This window comes from Streptomyces sp. NPDC056224 (assembly GCF_042267665.1).
Classification (GTDB): Bacteria; Actinomycetota; Actinomycetes; order Streptomycetales; family Streptomycetaceae; genus Streptomyces.
In genome coordinates this window covers 60,847-83,767 of the sequence record NZ_JBHJTK010000028.1, presented here as the reverse complement: position 1 = coordinate 83,767, position 22,921 = coordinate 60,847, and the positions used below count along the sequence as shown (strand labels likewise).

Genomic DNA, 22,921 nt, shown 5'->3' with positions numbered 1-22,921 from the left:
GACGAGTCGAGCTGTATTGAGGCCGTCTCTGCGCCAACAGAGGCGGCCTTCAGCGTTTTTTAGGGTGCTGATGTTGATGCAACGACAGCAGGGTGTTGCTGCGCGAGCCCGTGAAGTAGACGGCTGTATGCGGCCCGCCGCTCACCGTTCCTCGGTTCAGCTTCGCCAGCTTCCCACCGCAACACTTGGAGCGGACGGACCCCGATGGCGTTCGCTACCTGGCGCTGAGTCAGTCCTGCAGCACGTCGGAGCGGAGCCCGGAGGGCAGGGGGCAGTAGTGGCTTCTGCTCGCTGAGCAGCACGTCTACAGCAGACATGGGGTCGTGAGTGGCCGTCACCTGCACCTCCAACATCAAGAGAATCGAAAGATACCTTGAACGGCTTGTCCTGTCTCTTGATTGGTAGGTCCGGCGTGTCGCTGCTCAATCGCTTGACTCTGGGGCCGTGTAGTAGTCCGACGTGGCGGAGGTGACCGGCCAAGTCGCCGATGCCCCACGGTTCAACGGGTACCCGGCCGAGAACAGGGCAGCGTTCATACGAATGTCCTGCACTTCGGCGACGCGAGATGGTTCGTCCTCGGTGGCGCCGGGGAGTTCGGTCACGCGGAGCAGGCGGAGCAGCGGAATGCCCTTGGAGGGCATGTTGAGAGCCTCGGCTTCCTCTGGTGACGGCATCCGGGCGGATGCCTCCTCGCGCCAGATGAGCCCGCGGCCTGCCCACTCCTCGATCCGGTCGTACATCCCGCCAGCCCCGGTGTTGCTGGTGACGACTGGCACCTCTTCGGCGACCCAGGCCGCGATCCAGCTGTCGGCCAGTTGCCGGTGGGAGTCGTTCGCCGGGTCGCCGACGAGGCGCTTCCGTACGGTCAACACCTCCCCCACCCCGCAGCCGAGGATGTCGGCGACGTCGGCGGGGACGGGTGCCTCGGTCACTCGGGTCACCTCGCCATCCGGGTGCGGCAGCGCCCGCCAGTGTTGGACTTCGCGCCCGGAGTAGTAGCCGAGTTCATCGCGCTCGATCTGCCTGTGCCGCACGGTGAGCCGGACGCGGTCCGGGTGCTCGCGCACGAACGTGCCCGCCCGCCGGCGGCTGTAGATCAGCCCCTCCTGAGTGAGGACCGCGAACGCCTTCCGCACCGTGATGTCGCTGACCCCGTGGGTCGCGGCGATGTCCCGCATCATCGGCAGCTGCGAGCCCGGCGGGTACTCCCCCGAATTGATGCGTTCCCGCAGGTCACGTGCGATCTCTTCGTACTGTGCGGCCATCGTTCCGTCCTCCCATATCGACTCCCCAGGCAATAACGTATACGCCAACCTTGCCTTTCGCTACTTCTAGCGTATACGTTATCTCTCGGCAGCCAGGACGGGCCATGGGTTGGAGCCCATGGACCGTCCTGTGCCCCGGAGTTGGAGCTCCGGAGCGCGCCGGGGTTGGGGACGTTGGAGCGCCCTCGACCACGTGCCTGGTGTTGGAGCACCAGGCGGCTGCCGACCTGCCCAATGCCTAGGAGGTCGACGTGCTGATGGTGTCAGGGACGCGGTGGAGGGCCTTACGGCGCCGCCCTCACCGTGTTGTTCCCGAGGGGTGCCGGACCCGAACGGTGCTGCCCGGACCGGTGGGCCACGAGCCCGCCGGTCAGGCGGCCCCGCTCCGGGCGCCGGTCCTCGGAGGCGACGAGCTGCGGGCCCGCGCCTGCCTCCTCGGTCTGGGGGTGGAGCTGTGACCGCAGTTGAGACGCTCCTCCGCCGGTACGACGAGGCGCTGGAGGCCGTGACCGACGAGGACATGGTGGCCTGGTGCGCGACCAGCGACCCGGTCGCCTTCCACCCCGACCACGTCTCGGGCCTCAACGTCGCTCCCTACCGCGAGGAGCGGCTGGCCCTGCGGGTCTGCGCCGGATGCCCGCTGACCGGCCCGTGCCTGATCCAGGAGTTCCGCGAGGTTCAGTCGGCCGACGACATCAAGGGCGTACGTGGCGGACTCCGCCAGTCTGAGCGCCGCGCCCTCTACGGTGCCCTGGCCGAGCGGGGGCAGCAGTGAGCGCGATGACCCCGTGGTGGTCCACGAACAAGCCCACCAACCTGGCCACCCCGACCGTGCCGGAGCCGAGGGACCCCGACGACGACGGGGGCGACTGGCTCGACCGGCTGTGGGCCGACGAGGACCTCGCCCCGGCCGCCCCCGCGCCGGAGGCCGAACAGCCCGAGTCCGGCGACAACCCCGAGTTGTCGAAGGACGACGACGACCCGCAGCCCGACGCGAAGCCCTGGTTCACGCCGCAGCCCGGGTACTGGCCGAGCCTCCCCGAGATGCCGAAGCCGTCGCTCAGCGACGGCGCGAAGCGATTCCTGTTCAACGTCGGCGCCGGAGTCGCCGGATGGGCCTTCGGCCTGACCCCGACCCTCGGCGGCTGGATCGCCGACTGCGGCCGGGACTACTCGATCAGTGCCGCCCTCGTCCTCGGCGGAGGCATCTGCTTCGGCATCGCCGCCTTCTGGGACCGCCGCACCCGCCACTGGTACTGGCCGCTCGCCTGGATCGCCCGGATCCCGCTCGTGTCCGCAGTCGCCGCCCTCGCTCTCTACGCCCCCGCATCCCAGATCTGACCAAGGAGGATCGATGTACGAGCACGTCCAGTACGTCCAGATGGCCGCCGACACGTTCTCCGTGGGCGGCAGGCTCCTCGGCTCCGTCGGCGCCGGTGCCATCGCAACGGCCTTGTCCGTCGCGATGTTCGCCGGGATCAAGGAGCCCAAGGCCGCCGAGGGCAAGAAGGCCGGCAAGCAGCGCCGCAAGCTCAACTCGACCGAGGGCAGCGCCATGGGCCTGATCGCCGGGACGTTCTACATCGTCGCCGGGTCCATCTGGACCGTGGGCAAGGAGATCAGCAACGGGTTCGCCTCGATCTTCACCGGCGGAGCGTTCGGCAACGCGGGCCTCGGCGGAGTCGCCCTGATCATCTCCGCGTACCTCTACTACCGGATGCCGCGCCCCGGCTGGGCCGCGTTCCTCGGCGTCCTCATGGCGGGCATCTGCTCGGCGGCCGGTGGCATCTGGGGCCTGCCCGAGTTCCTGCTGCTCCTCCTCGCCGGAAAGCTGAACCTCCTGTGAGCGCGGCCGAGCTCCCCGCCGAGGCCGCGCCCGAAGAGGACCGGGACCGCCCGCACGTCGAAGTCGTCGCCGAGCCCGGCCGGATGGCCGCCCTCCTCGCTGACCTGCGCCCCTACCTCTCTACCCGCGACCAGCTCCGCACCCCGTTCGCCGGGGTAGGGGCGGGCACCCGGGTCCTGGTCCGGCAGGGCTGCACCTGGATCGCCCAGGACGGGTGGATCTGGGAGGGCTGGACGAAGGTCGGCGCCATCGCCGGTGGCGTGTACTTCGGCCTCCCCGCCGTCTGGACCGTCGTTCAGAGCGTCACTGGCCCGTACGCCCCGTTCGTGCCGACCGTCGCCGCCGTCTGCGGCTGCGTCGCCGCGAAGCGGTTCGCACCGGCCGAAGCGGCGGAGAAGACGCCCAAGACGACCCTGGCCGCCAAGGCCGCCGCCGAGGAGCCGGACGAGGACGAGCCCGAGTACCTGGACGAGCAGCCTGACGAGCCCATCGAGTCCGACGAAGTCGTTGCGCTCATCCGGACCGTGGCCGCCCGCCAGCAGCACCAGGGCGCGCACCTGGACGACCTCCTCGCCGAACCCCTCTTTGAGGGCTGGGACAAGGCCGCGCTCAAGGCCGCTCTCACCGACGAGTGGGGGCTGCCCGTCGAGGGGTTCAAGCTCATCGTCCAGACCCCGTCGGGGAAGGCCCAGCGCAACCGGGACGGGGTGCGTCTGAGGCACCTCCCGCCAGCCCCCGCCCGGGGTGCCGGGGAGGGGCCTGTCCGGGGTCTCTCCCTGGTGCCCTCCCAGACCCTCGCCAGCACCTCGCCCGGGGGACCCGCCAGCACCCCGTCTGGGGCGCCCGCAGAGCCGGTAGTCGAGGCGGCAGTTGGGCCCTCCCCGACCACCCCCGCGGTCCCCTCCTAGGGACCAGGTAGGCCGGTAGTTTCCGCAGGTCAGCGCGGCGACTACCCGGCCGCCTACCCCCGCCTACCTACCCGTCCTACCGCCCAGGCCCGAGAGGGGAGAGGGTGACGGCTACAGGCCAACACCCCACCTCCGGAGGAGAACAGCGCGTGTACCGCTACCGGTGCAACCAGTGCCGCACCACCTCGCCCGCCGTCCGCACCAGGCCGGAGGCCGAGGCGGAGAGATACCGGCACCGGCGCCGCGCCCACGCTGGGCACATCCCGGACGGCGAGGAGATCCAGGCCCACATCCCGCCGCCCAGGCCGGGCCAGCCGACCAGGCCCATCCACTACGTCGCGTACGCCGCCCTCGCGGTGGTGCTCGCGCTGGTCGTCGGGTTCCGCCTCCTGGCGTGACCCGAGAAACGCCGAGGCGCCCCCCTCAACCGCCAAGAAGACAGGGGCGCCCCGGTTCCATCCCGATCACGAGACGGATCCACATCATGGCATTTCGTAAGACGATCTCCCAGGACGAGCTGAGCCAGAACCTGACTTCCGACCTGCAGCAGAGCGGCCCCACCTACCAGTCGAGCCGCGGGGGCTGGTTCCCCGAGACGGACAAGCCGGTCGCGGGCACAGGCCAGTCCCAGGACGGCGATCAGTGAGCCGCCACACCGCCCCGGTCTGCCACGGCCGGCGGATGAAGCAGGACCGGACCACCCGAGGCACCTACCGGTGCCTGGTGTGCGGAACCTGGACCGCCCGCCTGCTGGCCGCCGTTCTCCCCTCCGGCGGTGGCCGGTGAGCCAGGAATTGCAGGCGGCGGCCGCGCAGGCCACCGCGCAGGCCGAAGCCGCCCGCATCGCCGCCGAGGCGGCGGCCGAGGCCGCGCGCTCCGCCTCCGAGGCGGCCGCCGCCCTCGCGGCGAACATTGCCGCCCACCTCAACCGCTGACACCTGCACACCAGTCCCGGAAGGCACCCCGACAGCCATGGGGCATCGCCACCGGGCCCGGCACCGCACCAGCAAAGGAGAGAGATGACCATCACCATCGAGTCGGGCACCGTCCCGGCCCCGGCCGCCCCGGTGCCCGCTCCGGCCGCCGAACCCGCCGCGCCGGTCGTACCGGACCCCGCTCCGCTCACCGACGAGGCTGCTCCGCCCGCGCCAGAGACCGTTCCGGTTCCGCCCCGGGCCTGGTCCGCGACCGTCATGCGCGCACTGATCATTGCTGCCGGACTGTGTGCCGCCGTGGTCGCCGGCATCGGTTTCGTCGGCTCGTACACGGCGCTGCGGGACCTCGCGATGCGGCGCGGATTCGGCGACTTCTCCTACGTCTTCCCGGTCGGCATCGACGCCGGAATCGTCGCCATGTACGCCCTGGACCTCATCCTGGTGTGGCGGCGCATGCCCAAGCCGATGCTCCGGCTGATCGCCCACGCCCTTACCCTGGCAACCATCGTCTTCAACGCCTACTCGGGCCGGCCGCCGCTTGAGGACCCCCTCGGCGCGGCCATGCACGCGGTCATGCCTGTGCTATTCGTCGCGGTGGTCGAAGCCGTACGCCACCTCATCATCAAGACCAACCGGCTGACGCTGACGACCGAGTCGGGCCGTGTGCCGCTGCACCGCTGGGCGCTCGCCCCGGTCGCGACCTGGCAGTTGTGGCGCCGGATGAAGCTGTGGGAGATCACCTCCTACACGCAGATGGTGGCCATGGAGAAGGACCGCACCGTCTACCGCGCCTGGCTCCAGCACAAGCACGGACGCGGCTGGAAGAAGAAGGCCGGCGGCCCCGCGCTGCTGCCGTTCACGATGGCGCCCTACGGGCTGACCGTCGCCCAGTCTCTGGTCTTGCCCCAGGAGCAGAAGGAGGCCGAGGCCGAGCGTGTGGCCGCCGAACGCGAGCGGGCTGCGGCTGCCGCGGCCCGCGAGGAGCAGCGGGAGTTGGAGGCGGAAGAGCGAGCGGCGGTAGCCCGCGTCCGGCGCCTGGAGATCGCCGCCACGGTGACCACGGCGGAGCACCGGATCACGGCGGAGAGTACCGCTGCCTCGGCGGAGCAGCGCGCCGCCGCGGCAGCGGCGGAGGCCGACGCGCAGGCGGCAGAGGCGACGGCGGTGGCCAAGGCGGAGGCGGCGGAGCACACCGCGCGGCTGACGGCGGAAGCCACCCGCAGGCAGGCGGAGCGCGATGCGCGGTCGGCGGAGCGCACCGCCGAGCGGGAGGAGCTGGCGCAGCGCAGCGCCGCCGAGGCCGAAGCCGAGGCCCGCGAAGAGGCTGCCCGGCGGAGCGCGGCGGAGGACCGTCGCGTCACCGCGAAGGCGGCAGCGGAAGCCGAGGCCGCCGAGCGGAGGGCCGCCGAGGACCGGCGGAAGACCGCCGAGGCCGATCGCATCGCGAAGGAGGAGCGCCGCGCCGAGGCCGCCGCCGCCGAGGAGACCGCGGCATCGGAGCGCCGTGCTGCGGAGCACCGCGAGGCCGCGCAGCGCGCCGAGCTGGCCGCCCAGGAAGCGGAAGACCTGGCTCGCATGCCCGCCCGTGAGCGGGCGGAGCGGAAGGTTGCCCGGATGATCCTCGCCGCGTGGGCCGCGATGCCGGCCGATCAGCGGCCGGACCGGCCGGACAAGCACGCGGTGTCCCTGGAGGACGTGGGGACCGCTCTCAACGTCTCGCGGACCGTGGCGGGGGAGCGGCGGCAGGCCGCTGCGGACCTGATCGCAGCCGGATACAGCGGCTGACCAACCGAGAGGAGAAGACCGATGCCGACGTTCGGAAAGACCGGTGAGTGCACCGCCCCGGCGGTGTGGCTGATCGAGGACTACAGCGGAAAGGAGGATGAGGACATGAGCCTGGACCGCACCGTGTACGCCTGCGAGCAGCACCGCGAGACGGCCGAGAGGCTGTGGCTGCGGGGCCTGTCCCCGGACACGCACCGGGCCCGGGGACGGCTCAACTGGTGCGGACAGTTCACGGACTACGACCCGAGGGCCAGCGGGTGACCGGCCAGAACGACAAATAGCGGGGCCCGTGGCGCTGGAATCGCCACGGGCCCCGCCCGTTGTTCTACCGCACTGCCCCCGGAAGGGGCCAGGCATCACCATCGCCCCTCCGGCGATGGGGCAGCATGCCCGATCCCAGCCACTCCAAGCCTCTGGAGGGCCAGCCGCTTACGGGGCGGGGTCTTCCTCTTTGCCTCGTAAGGGAGTTGAAATCCGGCGGCAGAACGCGCCGCCCGCTGAGGAACGGAACGGCGCGCTCTCGATAGTCTTCCGTAGTAAATCCCCTCGGGCGGAAGGACAGTCATGGGCAAGCGGATCGCCTCCTACAGTGAGAAGGGAGGGGTGGGGAAGTCTGCGGCTGCCGCGGGCATGGTCGCCGCCGCCAGGAAGCGCCGCCTCGACGGCGCCGCCGGCAGCGTGTTCGCGGCCGATCTCGATCCGCGGGGGACCCTCACGGCGGAGCTCGGCATCAACATGCCGCCACCGTTCACCATGAACGACCTCCTGGCGATGGACCCGAAGGGCGAGCGAGGCCTCGCAGCTGAGGCACTGACCGATGCCTCCGACGACTGGTCCGGCGTCCGCGTCATCGCCGCCGAACGTGCCCTCGCCAACCGCGAGGCCGACCAATCCACCGGCTTCGAGTTCCGGCTGCGTCATGCACTCGACGGCATTCTGGGCGAAGATGACGACCTCATTTTTGACCTGCCTCCGCGGGCTGGCGGCAAGCTCGTCACCGCCGCACTCCTCGCCGCCACCCATGTCGTTATCCCCGCCACCCTCAATGAGGACGGTCGGATCGGCGCCGAGGAGGCAATGGAGACGATCGAGATCATCCGTGACAGCTACGGCCACGACATTCAGGTCGTCGCGATCGTCCCGTCCATCGTTCCGGGCGGGAGGACCACTCTCGCGGACGCCATAGGGAAGCACCTCGCCGCCACGTACGGCGACCTCTACCGAGACGACCTCGCCATCCCTCGGCACACCCTCCGCGAGCAGACCCGCTACGCCTGCGTCCCCGTGACCAGCCAGTCCGGCAAGGAAGCCGCCGCCCTCACCACCGCGTACGACAGAATCCTCACTGCAGCAGGAGCCACCAAGTGAGCAACAAGCTCGTCAAGGCCGGAGACGCCCGAGTAGAGGAGGAGCGGAAGAGTAAGCTCACCAAGGCTGCTGACGCGCACATCGACCCGGCGATCCCCGCCGAACGCCAGCTCGGCCCCGTCTCGGTGGCTAACCTTCCTGAGATCTCGAACGCGGACATGGCCGCCTTCGACCCAAGCGAGATCCAGGGGACTCCCGCCGAGAGGATCCAGCAGTTCGATGCTCTCCTCGAAAAGGAGGGGGCTCGTGCCGTCCGGTTCAAGGTCCGGTACGACATGGTCCTCGGGTTGATCCTCGCCGAGGTCAACAAGACCGAGATCTACACCGCGCAGCACAAGACTTTCGAGGAGTACGCCGACACCCGCGGCGTCTCCCGCCCACGTGCATACGCCCTCATGGAAGCGGCACCCGTCCTGCGCATTCTGTTGTCTTCGATCGAAGACATCCCGACGCTGAGGCCAGCGGTCACTCAGGCCCTCAGGCTGGTCGACGCCTTCAAGGAGGACCAAGAGACTGGAGTCCGCCTCGTCCTCGACCGAGCCGCGGAGATGATCCGGGAAGCAGCCGAGGGTGAAGCCAAGGAGAAGGCGCGTAAGGCGGTAGAGAAGGCGAAAGCCGCCGCTCATGCCGCTGCCGAAAAGGAGGCCGAGGAGAGGGGAGAGGAGTTCCCGCCCGCCCTGGAACCGGTCACCGAGGCGGACGTGGCCGCCGAACTCGACAAACGTGGGCCCTTCGGGGGCGGCCCCATCACAGCGGCGGTCATCGAGGCTGCCTCTGTCGAGCTCGGCTACACCAAGGCACCCGAGAAGGTAGAGCCGGGCAAAGCCCTTGCCGATGCTGCCAGTCTCCTGGGTGCCGCCTACAAGGCCGTTGCACCGCGAACCGTGGAGGCTTTGGCCAAGGAGGATCCGGAGAAGGCCCGAAAGCTCCTCGACGATACAGAAGCCGAGCTCCGGAAGATCGAGCGGCGCATCAATGAAGGCCGCAAGGCCCTCAACAAGACCGCGCCCGCATTCCCGGCTCCCCGCGCAGAGGATTCGCCCGAAGGCGACGCCACCGAAGCTGAAGTCGTCGAGGAGCAGGCCGGCGCACCTGCAAAGGCCTGAGTCTGTCCAGATTGAGGGCGGGGGTGGGGTCAGCCTCGGCGCGCTCCGAATTGGCCCGGAGGCCGCTTACGCGACTGCACCCCCTGGCCGGAAGCCGACTGGACACTCGACGCGGGCCCGGGCGGGGCGTCAGACTCAACACCGAGGAAGGGACTACCGAATGAGCGCACAGCCCGTGCTCCCGCACGAGCCCCCGTCGGCTCCAGCCCCGGCGGCCGCTGCGAAACTCCGCAGCCGTATCGCCGCGCACAAAGCTGCCGATCGCTGGCTCCCCGCCTTCGACCGGGACTGGGGCGCCGCGTTGGAGGAGTCCCGGCAGACCTTCGACCTCACCGCGCTGCACGATGTCGTCCGCGAATGGCAGGGCCGACTCGACACTGCGCCCGCCGTCGCCGCATTCATCGCCTCGGGGTTCGAGGACACCGACAGCGTCGCCCTGGAGGACGTCATCGGGGCGCGCCGGTGAGCGATGCCTGGCCCGCCCGGCTGGCACTGCAGGCGTCCGCCTACCTCGCCGAGCTCGACCCGACCGTCCAGGAGATGGTCCGCGATGTGCTCGACATTGCCTCCCGCTCCCCGTGGTCCTGGCCCCAGTGGGACCGCACCGACCCAGAGGGCGAGGACGTACGGCGCGCTTCGATCGGTCCGCTCACCGTCGTCTACTGGGTCAACCGCAGCCTCGGTCACCTCCGCGTCCTGTCCATCGTTTGGGCCGGCTGACAACGCACACAGAGCAGCCCGAAGCCCCCTCGCCCAATGGCGAATTCCAGGGGGCTTCGTCGTGTCCGAGATTCCGTACCCCAGGTCGGCCGGGGTCTCAGGTCAGCGACACTCCTCGGCCGGCGAAGAACTCGGCGAACTCGGCCACGGGCAGGTTCGCGGTGCGGGCCTGCCCGGTGTGGCCGGACGGGTTGCGGAAGTGGACCGTGTCGCCTTGGCGGCCGGTGACGAGCACGAGGTGGCCGCCCTTGCCGGGGGCGGGGTTCTCGGGGCGGCGGATCTCCTTGTGGACGGAGGCCATCACCAGCCGGTCGGAGTCGAGCAGGGCGAGGAGGTCGGGCACCGTCAGGTGTGGGTGCACCTCGGCGTGAAGGCGGTGGACGTCTTGCACGTACTGGGCGAACGGGGCGTAGATCAGGCCGTGGATCGCTCCGGTGTCGGCGTCCTCGGTGTAGGCCCCGTACTTTCGGGCGCCGTCGAGGAGCTCGAAGAGGGTGGGCGCGTTGCCGTTGCGGGCGAGGAGCGCCATGCGCAGGCAGGCGATGCCGCACATGTGGCCGCACCACCTGCGGTAGGTGTCGAGGTCGGGGGCGCCGGTCTCGGCCCAGCGGGGGTCGGTTCCGTGGTCGCGGCCCTCGTAGACGAATGCGGCGATCAGGTCCGGGCTGGCGTACTGCGTGACGGTGGGGAACTGCGGGTCAGACACGTGCGGGTTCCTTCCGGTGGGCGGGCTGGCTGATCAGCCGGTGGAAGGTGGGCAGGTCCACACCGCCGCCGGAGATCACCACCCCGATCGTCCCCGACTCGTGGGGGGCGCGGCCGCTGAGGACGGCGGCCAGGGCGCAGGCGCCGCTCGCTTCGACTACGACCTTGAGGTGCCGGAACGCGAACGCCATGGCGGCGGTGATGTCCTGGTCCGTCACGGTGACGATGCCGTCGAGGAGCTTGGAGTTCACGGCCCATGTCAGCGGGGAGGGGCTGGTGTGGCCGAGGCCGTCGGCGATGGTGGCCGGAATCTCGGGCAGGGCGATGCGCTGGCCGCAGCGCATCGACAGCAGGGTGTCGGCGCCTTCCTCCGGTTCGACGCCGATGACCTTGATGCCGGGGTGGAGGTGCTTGGCGATGGTGGCGGACCCGGCGGCGAGGCCGCCGCCGCCGACGGGGACGACGAGGGTCTCGATCTCGGGGTGTTCGGTGAGGAGTTCCAGGGCGACGGTCCCGGCCCCGGCCATGATGTGGCGGGAGTTAGCCGAGGGGACGACGGCCAGGCCGTCACGGGCGGCGATGTCGGCCACGAGGGCGTCGCGGTCCTCGGAGTCGCGGCGGTAGGTGACGACCCGACCGCCGAGCGCGCGGACGCCTGCGACCTTCGGGGTCGGGGCGTCGGCGGGAATGACGACCGTGGCCGGCACTTCGAGGAGTCGCCCGGTCAGGGCGAGGGCCTGGGCGTGGTTCCCGGAGGATGCCCCGATCAGGCCGCGGGCGCGCTCCTTCGCGGGGAGGGATGAGGCGTGGTGGTAGGCGCCGCGGAACTTGAAGGAGCCGGTGCGCTGGAGGCTCTCGGCCTTGCACACGACCGGCCAGCCGGCTGCCTGGTCGAGGGAGAGCGCGGAGAGGGCCGGGGTGCGGGCGGCGACCGGTTCGAGGTTGGCGGCGGCGTCCTGGACGTCGCGGGCGGTCAGCTCGGTCACGGCCGGTACCCCCTGGTGGTGTTGGCGGTGGCGAGGATCATGCGGATGAGCTGGTCGTAGTCGATGCCGGCGGCAGCGGCCATGGTGGCGAGGTTCCCGGTGTGGGACAGGCCGGGGAGGGTGTTGATCTCCAGCCAGAGCGGGCGTCCGTCGGGGGTGACGATGAAGTCGGAGCGGGAGTAGCCGGTGCAGCCCAGGGCGTCGTGCGCGGTGAGCGCAGCGGTGGTGATCGTGTCGAGGGTGGGGCTGGGGAGGTTGGCGGGGCACTGGTACTGGTACTTGGTCTTGTCGCGCTTGGTGTCGTAGTCGTAGAACTCGGCGTCGGTGGGGATGGTCGCCAGCGGTGGCAGTGCCATGGGCGAGCCGTCGACCTCCAGGACTCCGCAGCTCACCGGGATGCCGGTGGTGAACGGCTCGGCGAACCAGCCCTCGGCCGGGTCGATCGTGCGCAGGGCGGCGGCGAGCTGGGCGGTGTCGTGGCAGACCGTCATACCGATCGAGCCGCCTTCGGACAGGGGCTTGAGGATCAGCGGGAACGCGATCGTCCTGGTGATCGCCCGCGTGATCACGTCGCGGTCGCGGGCCGGGATGGTGGCGGTGGCCAGGACCGCCACCCCGGCGGCGGCCACGACGGTCTTGGCGCGGGCCTTGTGCATGCCGACGGCGGAGGCCGTCACGCCCGATCCGGTGTAGGGGATGTCCAGCAACTCCAGTAAGCCCTGGAGCTTGCCGTCCTCGGCGTACTGCCCGGCGATGGCCAGGAACGCCACGTCGGCGCCGCGGACTTCGTCGGCGAAGCCCTTATCCGCGGCGTCGAGGAACATCGTGGTGTAACCCTGCCGGTCGAGGGACTCCAGTGCGGCGCGGCCGGACATCAGCGACCGTTCCCGCTCGGTGGACCTGCCGCCGGAGACGACGGCGATTCGGCCGGACTCGAAGGACTGCATCGTCATCAGGTAGTGCTCCTGTTTCCTGGATGGGCCGGGCCGGTCTCGTCGGTGCCGGCATGCTGAGGCGTTACGGTCGAAAGGACTGAACCGGGCGGCTCTCGGCCGCGCCGGGCAAGCCCTGCCGATTCGGAGTGCGTCACGTGATCCCCCTTTCGCTTGAAGCCGTCGCGGCCGCCGTCGGCGGCCGTCTGTGCGACGTGCCGGACCCGTCCGTGCTGGTGACCGCGCCTGCGGTCGTCGACTCGCGCGCGGTCGAGCGCGGTGGCCTGTTCGCTGCGCTGGCCGGTGAGCACGCCGACGGGCATGCCTTCGCGGCGGACGCAGTTAAAGCGGGGGCGGTGGCGGTCCTCGCCGCCCGTCCCGTCGGCGTCCCGGCCGTGGTTGTCGATGACGTGCTGGACGCGCTCGCGGCGCTGGCCCGCACGCTGCTGGCCGAGGTGCCGGAGGCCATGGTGATCGGGCTGACCGGCTCGGCGGGCAAGACCAGCACGAAGGATCTGATCGCGCAGGTACTCCCCGAACTCGGGCCGACGATTGCCACGGTGAAGTCGTTCAACGGCGAGATCGGCATGCCGCTGGCCGTGACGCACCTGGACCGGGGCGTGCGGTACATCGTGCTGGAGATGGGCGCCCGCGGTATCGGCCACATCGCCCACCTGACACGCATCGCCCCGCCGACGGTCGGCCTGGTCCTCAACGTGGGGACCGCCCACGTCGGCGAGTTCGGCGGCCGTGAGCAGATCGCCCAGGCCAAGGGTGAGCTCGTCGAGGCCCTCCCCGTGAAGGGCCTGGCCATCCTCAACGCCGACGATCCTCTGGTCGCCGCCATGGCTCCCCGGACCCGCGCCCAGGTCCTGACGTTCGGCATCGGGCAGGACGCCGACGTACGGGCGGTGGACGTAGTGCTCGACTCGGCGGGCCGGGCCTCGTTCACCCTCGTCGCCGCCGGCAGCAAGGCGCGGGTCGAGCTGTCCCTCCACGGCATGCACCACGTGTCGAACGCACTGGCCGCGGCCGCCGTCGCGATCGGCCTGGGCGCCGAGGTGGAGAAGACGGCCGCGTCCCTGTCCCGCGCGGTCCTGGTGGCGTCCGGACGTATGGAGGTCACCGACCGGCCTGATGGGGTGCGGGTCATCAACGACGCGTTCAACGCGAACCCCGATTCGATGAAGGCAGCGCTCACGGCTCTTGAGGCCATGACCGGCGGACGGCGGACGGTCGCGGTCCTGGGGGAGATGAAGGAGCTCGGCGCCGACGGCGGCGACGGGCACCGACAGGTCGGCCGTCTCGTCGCCGCCGCCGGCGTGAACATGCTGATCGCGGTCGGCGGCGAGGACGCACAGGCGATGGCGGATGCCGCCCAGGAGGACAACCCGCGCCTTCAGGTGGTCAGCGCCCGCGACCGGGACCACGCCCTGACGCTGGCCCGCGACCTGATCGAGCCGGGCGACATCGTCCTGGTGAAGGGCTCCCACAGTGTCGGGCTGGAACACACGGCAATGTGCCTGGCCCAGCCCGGCACCGTGGCGGGCGACCGCTAGACGAGGGCCACGGACCGGGCTGCGGACGCCAGGATCAGCGCACCCAGCCCGGCCACCTCGCCGACGCCCATCGTCAACACCACGTCACCGGGGCCCGCGAGAGCGGCGACCGCGACGGCAGCCTGCGCCAGGCCGCCGCCCTCGTGGACCCTGACCCCGGCGGCAACGGCAGCGCGCTCGATGCCGTCCCCGGACACCACTGCGGCGGCCGGCGTCGACACTGCGTCGCGCACGGGCAGGAGCACCACCTCGTCCGCGGCGGCGAGCGCCACGCCCATCCGCGAGCCGAGGACCCTGACCCGCGTCGCCCCGCACGGCTCGAACGCGACGATCACCCGCCCGCCAGCCAGCTCCCGCGCGGCGGCGATGTCCGCGGCGATCGCAGTGGGGTGGTGGGCGAAGGAGTCCACCACCCGCACCCCCTCCACCTCACCGAAGAACTGCATCCGGCGCCGCACCCCGGCGAAGCCGGACAGGCCAGCCGCCAGCGGCTCAGGCTCCTCGCCGAGGACCCGGCCCGCCGCGTACGCCGCGAGAGACGCCAGCACCGCCGGACGGCCCGGGGTACGCACCGTCCACGACACCCGCACCCCGCCGGGGTCGAGCACGGTCACCGTGCTGCCCCCGGTCGTCGGCACGACGGACAGCAGCCTGACGTCGGCGCCGGCACTCTCGCCGAACGTCACCACCTCCGTGCCACCGTTGCCGCGGACCCGGTGGGATACCTTGCGGGCCCCGGCGTCGTCCGCGGACACCACCAGCGTCCCGGCCCCCATCGCAAAATCCGTCAGCGTCCCGACCACATCGCCGGTACCGGAAAACACCTCGGGGTGGTCATCGTCGGCGTTCAGCACGATGGCGACGTCCGGCCGGTACCAGGCCACGCTGCGGTCGGACTCGTCGCCCTCGGCGATCAGCAGGCCCGACCCGGCGTGCCCGTTGACGGAGCCGACCGGTGCGGCACCGGCCGCCCACGACGGGCGCAGGTGTCCCAAGGCGGCGGCCAGCATTGCCGTGGCCGTCGACTTCCCGTGCGTCCCGGCCACGACCACCGACCGGTCCGCCTCGGCCACGAGCTGCGCCAAGACGTGGGAGCGGTGGGCCACCGGAACGCCCGCGGCGCGGGCCGCGATGATTTCCGGGTTGGCAGCGTCGATGACGCTGGACCACACGACCACCGATGCGCCCGCGGTGTTCGTAGCGTCGTGCCCAGTCCGAACCTGGCAGCCCGCCGCCTCCAGACCGGCCGCCGCCTGACCCGTCTTCATGTCCGAGCCGGACACCTGCGCGCCGCGACCGGCGAGCAGGCGGGCCAGCGCGGACATGCCCGCCCCGCAGATCCCCACGAAGTGAGGGCGGCTCAGGTCCAGCGGACCGGCCGGCGGCGGGATCTCCACATACCTTGTTTCAACCACAGCAGTCTCCTCGTGTTGAGGTGGTGCCTGACGTAACCCTCCTCCCGGGCGGGAAGAGGGGGGTTGCAGGGAGCTGGGCCCAGACGGGTCCCCTCCCATCCCCGCAGATGGCCTTGGTGGCGGCCCGAAACGGGGCAGCCGCAAGCCAGGGGCGGGGAAGTCCGGAGAACGGAGCGGCAGGTCACGCGTCGCCCGGTCGCCTGCGGCTCGGCAGCCAGCCATGCGGAGCGTGGGGTGGGAACAGCGGGACCGGGACGTCTAGAGCGTGGTGCGGTCGGAGCACCGGCACGCCCTGCCGGGCGCGTCCTGGTGGGGGGTGAGTGTCGGGCAGCGCGGCGGCCGGTCGGGAAGGGGGCGGCTCGGCGGGCATGGCCCGGCATCAAATCAGGTGGTCACCTTCCGGATGTCCCTTATGAGCGCCTGCTGTTCACGGCCGGATGCGAGGCGCACCCACACGTAGGCTTGCGCGGCGTCGATTCCGTCCCACCCGGAACCCACCTGGACGATGTGGCCGGTGATTTCCTCCGGCTGCTCGCTGGCTCGGTCCTCGGGCTGGACGTAGGAGGTGCCGGTGACCAGATCGCCGACGGCGTACGGGGCTCGGCGGGTGCGGGGCGGGGTCATGGTGGTCACTGCTCCCCCTCGGCGCCGTCGTCGGCCCGGTCGTGGGTGATCTCATCCGGGTCCTCCCACCGCGCGATGAACGCCACGAGGCCGTGCTCGGCGCGGGCGAGGGTGCAGGCGGAGAGCGTGGCGCCGGAGGCGCGCAGGCGGACCCCGGGAGCGGGTGTGGGGTCATTGCTGCGGGAGTCCATGGCGCTCCTCCGGCTCGTGGGCGGGCGAGGGTGCGGTCCGGGAAGTAAGCCGGGGCCGCACCCCCTTCGGGGGTGTGCAGTGGGTAGTCAACTCGTCACGGCCGGACCGGTCGCCGGTGTAGCCGGACTTTCCGCCGGACTTTCGCAACACCGTCCCCCTGAAAGTCCGGGCACCGGGGCTCTACCGTGCGAGGAAAGGTCACACCACCGCAGCACGAGGGGGCGCGATGCCCGAACGCCCAGAGCCAGCAACACCGTTCGCCGACCTGGTCGACGGGTTTGGGTGGCGCTCGCCCGCGGAGTTCATCCGCGTGTACGCGGCGGTGGCCGTCCGGATCGGGGAGCGCGAGGACGTCACGGACCGGCAGGTGAGGCGGTGGCGGGCGCCGTACCCGCCGTGCCCGCATCCCGGCCGTCAACGCGTCTTAGAGGCGATGCTCGGGGTGCCTTTGGAACAGTGTGGTTTCCGGGTGCCGCCGCACCGCCGCAACCCCGTCACGGCCCCCGTGCCGGTGCTCGACCCCATCCCCGAACTACGCGAAAGGGCCGATCCTGTGGAGCGCCGAAACCTCCTCGCCGCTGCGGGCGGCGCCGCCCTCGGCATCGCCGGGATAGGAGCGGCAGTGCCGGCCGCCGCGTTCGACGGGCTCCGCGTCGGCACCGACACCGTCACCGACCTACGGTCCGGCCTCGCCTCGCTCTACGGCCTTGACGACCGGTTCGGCGGGGCAACCGTCGGCCCCCTCGCCGCCGCCCACCTCTCCCGCGTACAGCGGCTCATCGACACCGGCAGCTACCCCGAGACCATCGGCCGACAGCTCCGGCTCATCAGCGGGGAGACCGCCGAACACGTGGGCTGGCTGGCGTTCGATGCGGGCGACCACACCCGCGCCCGCCGGTACTGGACGCAAGCCAGGGACACCGCGACAGAACTGCGCGACGACAGCCTCGCCGTCCTGGTCCTCGCCTCCCTGTCGCTCCTGGAGCTGCGCGAGGAGCGGCCTCACGACGGGCTCGACCACGCCCGGCGGGCCGCCGCCCTCGCAGCGCCATGGGCGCCTCCGTCGCTCATGTCCATCCTCGCCACCCGCGAGGCACGGGCCCTCGCCATGCTCGGCGACTCCGCGTCCGCGCGCACCACGCTGGCGAGCGCGGCCCGCCTGTACGAGAAGGACCGCGGTAGCCGCCCGGCCCCGGACTGGACGCTATTTCACGGCCCGGCTGAGCTTGCTGCCGCGCAAGCCGAGCTGTTCACCGCCGCCGGCCACTACAAAGCCGCGGTGACCTGGCTGCGCCGGTCCCTGGAGCGCCAAGAGGTCACCTATGCCCGCAACGAGGCGTTGCACCGTGGCCGTCTCGCCGGCGCGCTCGCCCGCTCCGGCGAGGCTGACGAGGCAGCGCACCACATCGAGCAGGGCGAAGCACTGCTCACCGAAGTGTCGTCCGGCCGGGCACGGGAAGGACTGGCTGTCGCCCGCCGCGAGCTCGACCGCATCCGCCCCACCCGATGAGGAGACCCGTGGACTACACCCTGATCACCGACCCCGCCGAAGCCGGGCAGGCTCTGGACGACATCGCCCCCGTGTACGAGTCCGTCTTCGCGGAGCCCCCCTACCACGAGGGACCTCGTGACCTCGCGCTGTTCCTGGAGACCTACCAGCGCGAACACAAGACACCCGGCTTCCGGCTGGTCCTCGCCCACGCCGCCGACGGCGAGCTGGTTGGCTTCGCGTACGGGCTACCCCTCTCGTCCACCACCGAATGGTGGGGCGGCTTCCTGGACACGACACCCACACAGGAGTTCACCCGCGAGGACGGTCAGCGCACGTTCGTCGTGAAGGAACTCGCCGTCCTCGCCGACCAGCGCGGGCATGGCGTCGGCCGGAAGCTGCACGCCGATCTGCTCAACGGGATCACCGCCGAGCGGGCCACGCTCACCGTCCGCCCCGAGGCCCCGGCCGCGGCCTGGTACGAACGGCTCGGGTACGGGCTCGTAGGACACACCCAGCCATGGGAAGGCGCACCGGTCTACCGGACCTTGGCCAGGCCGCTGCGGGCCTGAGACCGTTCCGCGACGCCTCGCCCGCAGGGCGCTGGCACACCTTGCGGCAGGGAAGCGGACCTTGGAGGCACTCCAACGATGCCGCCTAGCGCCAGGCACTCGAAGACCTCGCCGCCGCAGAGATGGTCACCCGAAGCGACATCATCGACCGCTTTCACGACAACGTGCGGATGCTCCCCGAGCCACCAGTACCCACTGACATCCACCCTGCGCACGACATCGACAGGTGTCGGGTGCAGAGTAGATGTCAGTGAGGCGCAGAGTTGTGTCAGTGCTCACCGCCACGGGGTCGCAGGTGGTACTTCACGCGGTCCCATCGGCTGGGCATAGGCGACATCAGAACTTGGTCGGTCCGGCGTATCCCGCCCGCCAGGCGACGTTCGAAGTGCCGCGCGACCACGCTGTCTGCCGGAGTCCGGATCAACCGGTGGCTGTCAAAGACCTTGACCCAGTTCTGGCCGTCCGCGTCCTGGAAGCGCGCAGCCAGGGCACCTGAGCCTGCACCGTTATGCGTGTACTCCCTGGATTGGCCAGGCAAGAGCGGCCCTTCCGGGCCATCTCCGGCCTGCTGGTCAGCGCGCCACTGATCAGCGTTGAACATGCCGATGGAAAGAAAGGGACGGTCTGACACGTTGGTCACTCGGACGACGTGCAGGTCACCCGCGTAGGGCGTGTTCATGTTGAAGACGAGCTTGCGTGCTTCGTCTGTCTCCTCCTTACGGCGGTCACGCAGCAGGATGTAGAAGCCGAGCAACAGCGAGCCGCTGGTCAAGATGGCGCTCGCCCATGCGGGGACAGTCCCCCAATCCAGCCCTGTCATGGTTCGGTCTTGCGTCCATTGGCACCAGCCGAAACCGGACCTGAGATAGATCTGAGGATCATGCTGCCAATCGACTGGTCCCCCTGACTGTCATCTCGCGTCGGCCAGGGTCGGACGTCGTGGCGGCGGCTTCGTCGTACGCGGCCAGGGTGCTGTACAGGGTGGAGCGGCCGACGCCCGCGGTGGCGATACGCGGCCCCATCCAGCCCTCCCCCATCCAGCCCGCCGAGGCCGAGGTCCTCCTCCACGTCTGGCTCGATGGCGGAATCGACACCAACGACGCCGCTCAGCGCCAAGCCCTCGAAGACCTCGCCGCCGCCGAGATGGTCACCCGCGGCGACATCATCGACCGCTTCCACGACAACGTGCTCTACAGCCTGCGAATGCTCCCCGAGCCGCCAGCACCTACCGACACGGACTCTGCGCCGCCACTGTCGTAACCCTGCGCATCCCACTTGTCGTCTGCCACGACAACGTCAGTCGTCCTGCCACGGAAGTGTCAGTAGCCCGCCGGGCGGTGACGCGCAGGATCGAGATGGCCATGTCGTTCGAGCGTCTACATGGTGGACGGTGTTGGCGGAGTCGTACTTCGGCAGCACTTCCCGCACCCGGTACGGCCTCGTCTGATGCTGGTCAGGGTCACCGTGGCTTCCGTCCCGCAGACGCAGCGGCACCGCCACCCGTCGGTGGTCTTCCCCGGGTAACGCTCCAAGGGTTCGAACTCGGCCGCGCGCGCCTCGGCAGCGGCTTTCGCCGGCTCGGTTCGGCCGGCGGCCCGGGGGCACTTCTTGCAGCTGGTCGTTCCCGACCGGACGTAGGACAGGCGCATCGCGACCTCGTTCCCGCAGGAACACCGGCAGCGCCACCGATCCGTGGTCCGCCCGGAGTAGACCTCCAGCGGCTCAAATCCGGCCGCACGCATCTCAGCGGAGGCACGTTCGTCGTTTGCCGAGTTGAAGGCACAGAACCGGCAGCCGCTCGAACCACTGTTGACGTTGGAGTACGTGGGGATGGTTTCGCGGCCGCACGTGGTGCAGCGGCACCGCCATGGTGCTCCGCTGCCGGGGTAGGGTTCCAGCGGTTCGAGTCCTGCCGCGCGCATTACCTCGACGGCCTTGGGCGCGTTCGCCGCGGCGCGTTTCGCCTGGGTTTCTCTCGCCCGGCAGACCCGACAGCGCTGTCCCGCGTTGCGGACGGCGTTGAAAGTCGGGCGCCCCTCGTGCCCGCAGGTCGTGCACCGCGAGGGCCAGGTCGCGTTCGTACGGCCGGGATACGGCACGAGCGGCTCGTACCCACAGGCCTTCATCTCGGCCACCGCGGCGTCCGCGTCGAACAGGAACGCGGCACGGGGCCGGCCGCCGACTCGGGGGACGTATGGCTCCTGCGCGTTCCGGGTCTCCTCCTCGACCATCGCCCACACCTCGACTGCGGTGACGCGATCGGCAGAGCAGGTCTCACTCCAGCCGTTCGGCATGACGTCCTTGGTGAGGAAGGGGGTGAGCCCGGCTTCGCGCAGGCGGCCCAGCACGGCCTGCTCGACATCGAAAGCGGCGGCGCCGGTCGTGTACTCGCGGGCTTCATAGAGCTGCCACCCCTGGCGTTGGTGCTGGATCAGACGGGAGTTGTAACCGGTGCAGGCACCGATGCCGATCTTGATCGCGTTCCAGGGATGGTGGGTGATCACGTACACCTTCGACGGGGCGGCCAGGTCGATGCCGTGGGTGGCGCACATCCGGCACCCCTTGCCGGTGCGGACACCGGTCAGCCGGAGGTGCACGTCGTGGCCGTTGGGGCAGCGGCACAGCCAGCGCTTGTCACTTCCGGGGTACGGCTCCAGTGGCTCGAAGCCGTGCGAGCGCATCTCGGTGGCGCAGTCCTGGGGGTCCAGCGGTGCGCTTCTCGCGCAGTGCCCGCAGCCGTACCTGCGGCCCTTGACGCCGGAGTACATGGGCCTGGACTCCTTCCCGCACGTGGTACAGCGGCAGCGCCAGGCCACCGAGGCGCCGGGGTAGGGATCCAGCGGTTCGAATCCGTTCGCCCGCATGAGGGAGCATGCTTCCTCCGCGTCGATGCGGCGGGCGGCGCCCCGCTGCTTGTACCCCTCGGCCCGGCATATGGGACACGGGTCGTAGCCCTGGCGGACACTGGATGCCTTCACCTGGACTTCTTTGCCGCACGTCGTGTGGCGGCAGCTCCATGGGGCCGAGGCGGAGTGGTAGGGCTCCAAAGGCTCGTATCCGGCCGCGCGCATCAAGGATTCGGCTTGGGCGGCGTGGTCCCGGCGCTGCTGCTCCCCGCGAGCCTTGCGGTTGCAGGCGGAGCAGCCCGATTCCGTTCCCACCTTGATCAGGTTGCGGATGTCGGAGAGCCGCCGTGCGCCGACGTGCCCGCATGTAGTGCAGCGGCAACGCCACGGGGTCTGACTGTTGGTGTACGGCGTCAGGGGTTCGAGACCGACCGACCGCATGTCCGCCTCGGCCCGCTCGGCTCCGCCAGCGCGCTTCTGGAAGATGGCCCGGCGGCTTTCCTTCGCGCACTCCGTGCACCCCACCCGGCCGTCTCCGATGTACGCGGGTCTCGGAGTGACGATGTTCCCGCACGCGAGGTGTCGGCACCGCCACGGCGTCCCGCTGCCGGGATAGGGCTCCAGCGGCTCATACCCCGCCGCCCGCATGGCGGCGGTGTGCTTGACCTCGGCAGCCTCGCGGCGGCGGCGACCTGCCTCCGCCCGGCCGCATGTGGAACACCCCGACATCCCCGCGCGGAACCGGTGGGGGATCACGTCGACCTCATGACCATTGGGGCAGCGGCAGCGCCAGGGGACACCGCCGGTTCCTGGGTATGGCTCCAGTGACTCGAATCCCCGAGATCGAATCTCCCCTTCAGGGTCGTCGTAGGGCATGAACTTGGACCTTCTTCCATTGGCTACGTTGAACGGCCGGGCGGCGCGGCTGCATCAGTCGGCGTCGGGGCTAGCGAGGCGGGCGGCCGAGCTGGGCGGGGACTCGGGAGACCCGTAGTTCCTTGAGGTCGGGGATGTGGTTGTAGAGGGTGCCGACGGAGACGCCGAGCAGGGCCGCGATGGTCTCGATGCTGTTCTCCGGGTTGGGGAGCATGTCGCGGGCGGCGCGCAGCAGCTTGTCGTTGACGACGCTGGGCCGACCGCCGACGCGGCCGCGAGCCCGCGCGGCGGCCAGGCCCTCGTTCGTGCCCTGCACGATCAGCTCCCGGATGAACTCCGCCTGCGCGGCGAAGACGTGGAAGATCAGGCGGCCGCCCGGTGTGGTGGTGTCGAGCCTCTCGTGCAGGGAGGTGAAGCCGATGTGCCGCTCGCGCAGCGCGGCGACCATATTCACCAGGTCCTGGAGGCTGCGGCCGTACCGGTCCAGGGAGGGGACGACGAGGGTGTCCCCGCTCTGGAGGAAGGCGTGGCACGCCTTCAGCTCCGGGCGCAGGTCGTTCTTCCCGGACTTCTTATCCGCGAAGATGCGCCGGCATCCCGCAAGGGTGAGGGCGTCGATCTGCCGGTCGAGCTTCTGCCCGCCGGTCGAGACCCGGGCGTAGCCGATCCGGATCTCGCTGGAGCGGAGGGGGAAGACGCCGAGGAGGTCGTCGGCGCCGAGCGCGTCGGTCAGGGTCGTCACGGACGGCAGTCTGCCCTCAAGTAACCAACGTTTTATGAGGATCGGCCGAC

Annotated in this window: 30 protein-coding genes; 19 read left to right on the top strand and 11 right to left on the bottom strand. The window is 70.6% G+C overall.

Annotated features, from left to right (window positions below):
* Positions 1-59: 59 nt before the first annotated feature.
* Both ACFCZ1_RS27030 and ACFCZ1_RS27025 read right to left on the bottom strand, forming a co-directional pair.
* Positions 60-317 (bottom strand): helix-turn-helix domain-containing protein, encoded by a 258-nt coding sequence (locus tag ACFCZ1_RS27030; RefSeq protein ID WP_376680878.1) that lies wholly within the window; start codon positions 315-317, stop codon positions 60-62.
* Positions 318-422: 105 nt separating this feature from the next.
* Positions 423-1,265, bottom strand: coding sequence for a GntR family transcriptional regulator (locus tag ACFCZ1_RS27025; protein ID WP_376680864.1), 843 nt, complete (start codon positions 1,263-1,265; stop codon positions 423-425).
* A 335-nt stretch (positions 1,266-1,600) separates the two neighbouring features.
* Here ACFCZ1_RS27025 and ACFCZ1_RS27020 point away from each other — a divergent pair, with 335 nt between their 5' ends.
* The 15 genes from ACFCZ1_RS27020 to ACFCZ1_RS26950 all read left to right on the top strand — a co-directional run bounded on the left by ACFCZ1_RS27020 (position 1,601) and on the right by ACFCZ1_RS26950 (position 9,933).
* On the top strand, positions 1,601-1,723 hold the full coding sequence (locus ACFCZ1_RS27020) for a hypothetical protein (RefSeq protein ID WP_376680863.1): 123 nt from the start codon (positions 1,601-1,603) through the stop codon (positions 1,721-1,723).
* Positions 1,720-2,040 (top strand): WhiB family transcriptional regulator, encoded by a 321-nt coding sequence (locus tag ACFCZ1_RS27015; protein ID WP_376680862.1) that lies wholly within the window; start codon positions 1,720-1,722, stop codon positions 2,038-2,040. The genes ACFCZ1_RS27020 and ACFCZ1_RS27015 overlap by 4 nt, the downstream gene beginning before the upstream one ends.
* Positions 2,037-2,606, top strand: a complete 570-nt coding sequence (locus ACFCZ1_RS27010) for a hypothetical protein (protein WP_376680861.1) — start codon at positions 2,037-2,039, stop codon at positions 2,604-2,606. Before ACFCZ1_RS27015 ends, ACFCZ1_RS27010 begins: the two co-directional genes overlap by 4 nt.
* 13 nt (positions 2,607-2,619) lie before the next feature.
* The gene (locus ACFCZ1_RS27005; RefSeq protein ID WP_376680860.1) at positions 2,620-3,111 is read left to right on the top strand and encodes a hypothetical protein; all 492 of its coding nucleotides are present in this window, start codon (positions 2,620-2,622) and stop codon (positions 3,109-3,111) included.
* Positions 3,108-4,019 carry a hypothetical protein gene (locus tag ACFCZ1_RS27000; protein WP_376680859.1) on the top strand — a complete coding sequence of 304 codons (912 nt, stop codon included), beginning with the start codon at positions 3,108-3,110 and terminating at the stop codon, positions 4,017-4,019. The genes ACFCZ1_RS27005 and ACFCZ1_RS27000 overlap by 4 nt, the downstream gene beginning before the upstream one ends.
* A gap of 149 nt (positions 4,020-4,168) precedes the next feature.
* A complete protein-coding gene (locus ACFCZ1_RS26995; protein WP_376680858.1) occupies positions 4,169-4,417 on the top strand; it encodes a hypothetical protein in 249 nt (82 codons plus the stop codon).
* An 86-nt stretch (positions 4,418-4,503) separates the two neighbouring features.
* The gene (locus ACFCZ1_RS26990; RefSeq protein WP_376680857.1) at positions 4,504-4,665 is read left to right on the top strand and encodes a hypothetical protein; all 162 of its coding nucleotides are present in this window, start codon (positions 4,504-4,506) and stop codon (positions 4,663-4,665) included.
* Positions 4,662-4,805, top strand: coding sequence for a hypothetical protein (locus tag ACFCZ1_RS26985; protein WP_376680856.1), 144 nt, complete (start codon positions 4,662-4,664; stop codon positions 4,803-4,805). Before ACFCZ1_RS26990 ends, ACFCZ1_RS26985 begins: the two co-directional genes overlap by 4 nt.
* Complete coding sequence (locus ACFCZ1_RS26980; protein WP_376680855.1) at positions 4,802-4,954, top strand: hypothetical protein; 153 nt, start codon at positions 4,802-4,804, stop codon at positions 4,952-4,954. The genes ACFCZ1_RS26985 and ACFCZ1_RS26980 overlap by 4 nt, the downstream gene beginning before the upstream one ends.
* A gap of 84 nt (positions 4,955-5,038) precedes the next feature.
* Positions 5,039-6,739 carry a DUF2637 domain-containing protein gene (locus ACFCZ1_RS26975; RefSeq protein ID WP_376680854.1) on the top strand — a complete coding sequence of 567 codons (1,701 nt, stop codon included), beginning with the start codon at positions 5,039-5,041 and terminating at the stop codon, positions 6,737-6,739.
* Positions 6,740-6,760: 21 nt separating this feature from the next.
* Positions 6,761-7,000 carry a hypothetical protein gene (locus ACFCZ1_RS26970; RefSeq protein ID WP_376680853.1) on the top strand — a complete coding sequence of 80 codons (240 nt, stop codon included), beginning with the start codon at positions 6,761-6,763 and terminating at the stop codon, positions 6,998-7,000.
* A gap of 303 nt (positions 7,001-7,303) precedes the next feature.
* Positions 7,304-8,107 carry a ParA family protein gene (locus tag ACFCZ1_RS26965; RefSeq protein ID WP_376680852.1) on the top strand — a complete coding sequence of 268 codons (804 nt, stop codon included), beginning with the start codon at positions 7,304-7,306 and terminating at the stop codon, positions 8,105-8,107.
* Positions 8,104-9,213: a hypothetical protein gene (locus ACFCZ1_RS26960; protein ID WP_376680851.1), complete on the top strand. Its 1,110-nt coding sequence runs from the start codon at positions 8,104-8,106 to the stop codon at positions 9,211-9,213. Before ACFCZ1_RS26965 ends, ACFCZ1_RS26960 begins: the two co-directional genes overlap by 4 nt.
* Positions 9,214-9,373: 160 nt before the next feature.
* Positions 9,374-9,679 (top strand): DUF6247 family protein, encoded by a 306-nt coding sequence (locus tag ACFCZ1_RS26955; protein WP_376680850.1) that lies wholly within the window; start codon positions 9,374-9,376, stop codon positions 9,677-9,679.
* Positions 9,676-9,933, top strand: coding sequence for a hypothetical protein (locus ACFCZ1_RS26950; RefSeq protein WP_376680849.1), 258 nt, complete (start codon positions 9,676-9,678; stop codon positions 9,931-9,933). The genes ACFCZ1_RS26955 and ACFCZ1_RS26950 overlap by 4 nt, the downstream gene beginning before the upstream one ends.
* Before the next feature lie 97 nt (positions 9,934-10,030).
* Here ACFCZ1_RS26950 and ACFCZ1_RS26945 read toward each other — a convergent pair whose 3' ends face one another.
* From ACFCZ1_RS26945 to ACFCZ1_RS26935, 3 genes are read right to left on the bottom strand one after another with little or no spacing between them, the layout of a single operon-like run.
* The gene (locus tag ACFCZ1_RS26945) at positions 10,031-10,639 is read right to left on the bottom strand and encodes a C39 family peptidase (protein ID WP_376680848.1); all 609 of its coding nucleotides are present in this window, start codon (positions 10,637-10,639) and stop codon (positions 10,031-10,033) included.
* Positions 10,632-11,624 (bottom strand): threonine/serine dehydratase, encoded by a 993-nt coding sequence (locus ACFCZ1_RS26940; protein ID WP_376680847.1) that lies wholly within the window; start codon positions 11,622-11,624, stop codon positions 10,632-10,634. The genes ACFCZ1_RS26945 and ACFCZ1_RS26940 overlap by 8 nt, the downstream gene beginning before the upstream one ends.
* Entirely contained in the window at positions 11,621-12,577 is a 957-nt protein-coding gene (locus ACFCZ1_RS26935; protein ID WP_376680846.1) for a D-alanine--D-alanine ligase, read from the bottom strand. The genes ACFCZ1_RS26940 and ACFCZ1_RS26935 overlap by 4 nt, the downstream gene beginning before the upstream one ends.
* 137 nt (positions 12,578-12,714) lie before the next feature.
* Here ACFCZ1_RS26935 and murF point away from each other — a divergent pair, with 137 nt between their 5' ends.
* Positions 12,715-14,115: a UDP-N-acetylmuramoyl-tripeptide--D-alanyl-D-alanine ligase gene (murF, locus tag ACFCZ1_RS26930; RefSeq protein WP_376680845.1), complete on the top strand. Its 1,401-nt coding sequence runs from the start codon at positions 12,715-12,717 to the stop codon at positions 14,113-14,115.
* Here the strand turns inward: murF and murC are convergent.
* From murC to ACFCZ1_RS26915, 3 genes are all read right to left on the bottom strand, one after another.
* Positions 14,112-15,530: a UDP-N-acetylmuramate--L-alanine ligase gene (gene murC, locus ACFCZ1_RS26925; protein ID WP_376680844.1), complete on the bottom strand. Its 1,419-nt coding sequence runs from the start codon at positions 15,528-15,530 to the stop codon at positions 14,112-14,114. The genes murF and murC overlap by 4 nt on opposite strands.
* A gap of 384 nt (positions 15,531-15,914) precedes the next feature.
* Complete coding sequence (locus ACFCZ1_RS26920; RefSeq protein WP_376680843.1) at positions 15,915-16,163, bottom strand: hypothetical protein; 249 nt, start codon at positions 16,161-16,163, stop codon at positions 15,915-15,917.
* On the bottom strand, positions 16,160-16,345 hold the full coding sequence (locus ACFCZ1_RS26915) for a hypothetical protein (protein ID WP_376680842.1): 186 nt from the start codon (positions 16,343-16,345) through the stop codon (positions 16,160-16,162). The genes ACFCZ1_RS26920 and ACFCZ1_RS26915 overlap by 4 nt, the downstream gene beginning before the upstream one ends.
* A 227-nt stretch (positions 16,346-16,572) precedes the next feature.
* Between ACFCZ1_RS26915 and ACFCZ1_RS26910 the strand changes: the two genes are divergently transcribed.
* On the top strand, positions 16,573-17,856 hold the full coding sequence (locus tag ACFCZ1_RS26910; RefSeq protein WP_376680841.1) for a hypothetical protein: 1,284 nt from the start codon (positions 16,573-16,575) through the stop codon (positions 17,854-17,856).
* An 8-nt stretch (positions 17,857-17,864) separates the two neighbouring features.
* Entirely contained in the window at positions 17,865-18,407 is a 543-nt protein-coding gene (locus ACFCZ1_RS26905; RefSeq protein WP_376680840.1) for a GNAT family N-acetyltransferase, read from the top strand.
* Positions 18,408-18,675: 268 nt separating this feature from the next.
* Here ACFCZ1_RS26905 and ACFCZ1_RS26900 read toward each other — a convergent pair whose 3' ends face one another.
* Complete coding sequence (locus tag ACFCZ1_RS26900) at positions 18,676-19,227, bottom strand: hypothetical protein (protein WP_376680839.1); 552 nt, start codon at positions 19,225-19,227, stop codon at positions 18,676-18,678.
* 119 nt (positions 19,228-19,346) lie between these two features.
* Here ACFCZ1_RS26900 and ACFCZ1_RS26895 point away from each other — a divergent pair, with 119 nt between their 5' ends.
* Positions 19,347-19,667, top strand: coding sequence for a hypothetical protein (locus ACFCZ1_RS26895; protein ID WP_376680838.1), 321 nt, complete (start codon positions 19,347-19,349; stop codon positions 19,665-19,667).
* Positions 19,668-19,783: 116 nt separating this feature from the next.
* On the opposite strand, the gene ACFCZ1_RS26890 is transcribed toward ACFCZ1_RS26895, so the two are convergent.
* A complete protein-coding gene (locus ACFCZ1_RS26890; RefSeq protein WP_376680837.1) occupies positions 19,784-21,385 on the bottom strand; it encodes a hypothetical protein in 1,602 nt (533 codons plus the stop codon).
* Positions 21,386-22,199: 814 nt separating this feature from the next.
* Complete coding sequence (locus ACFCZ1_RS26885; protein WP_376680877.1) at positions 22,200-22,862, bottom strand: recombinase family protein; 663 nt, start codon at positions 22,860-22,862, stop codon at positions 22,200-22,202.
* Positions 22,863-22,921: the final 59 nt, after the last annotated feature.

Coding starts and splice junctions, on each gene's coding strand:
- ACFCZ1_RS26915 (WP_376680842.1), bottom strand. CDS start 16,345: ATGGACTCCCGCAGCAATGACCCCACACCCGCTCCCGGGGTCCGCCTG.
- ACFCZ1_RS27025 (WP_376680864.1), bottom strand. CDS start 1,265: ATGGCCGCACAGTACGAAGAGATCGCACGTGACCTGCGGGAACGCATC.
- ACFCZ1_RS26970 (WP_376680853.1), top strand. CDS start 6,761: ATGCCGACGTTCGGAAAGACCGGTGAGTGCACCGCCCCGGCGGTGTGG.
- ACFCZ1_RS27005 (WP_376680860.1), top strand. CDS start 2,620: ATGTACGAGCACGTCCAGTACGTCCAGATGGCCGCCGACACGTTCTCC.
- ACFCZ1_RS26955 (WP_376680850.1), top strand. CDS start 9,374: ATGAGCGCACAGCCCGTGCTCCCGCACGAGCCCCCGTCGGCTCCAGCC.
- ACFCZ1_RS26910 (WP_376680841.1), top strand. CDS start 16,573: ATGCCCGAACGCCCAGAGCCAGCAACACCGTTCGCCGACCTGGTCGAC.
- ACFCZ1_RS26965 (WP_376680852.1), top strand. CDS start 7,304: ATGGGCAAGCGGATCGCCTCCTACAGTGAGAAGGGAGGGGTGGGGAAG.
- ACFCZ1_RS26900 (WP_376680839.1), bottom strand. CDS start 19,227: ATGACAGGGCTGGATTGGGGGACTGTCCCCGCATGGGCGAGCGCCATC.
- ACFCZ1_RS27030 (WP_376680878.1), bottom strand. CDS start 317: ATGTCTGCTGTAGACGTGCTGCTCAGCGAGCAGAAGCCACTACTGCCC.
- ACFCZ1_RS26935 (WP_376680846.1), bottom strand. CDS start 12,577: ATGACGATGCAGTCCTTCGAGTCCGGCCGAATCGCCGTCGTCTCCGGC.
- ACFCZ1_RS26990 (WP_376680857.1), top strand. CDS start 4,504: ATGGCATTTCGTAAGACGATCTCCCAGGACGAGCTGAGCCAGAACCTG.
- ACFCZ1_RS26975 (WP_376680854.1), top strand. CDS start 5,039: ATGACCATCACCATCGAGTCGGGCACCGTCCCGGCCCCGGCCGCCCCG.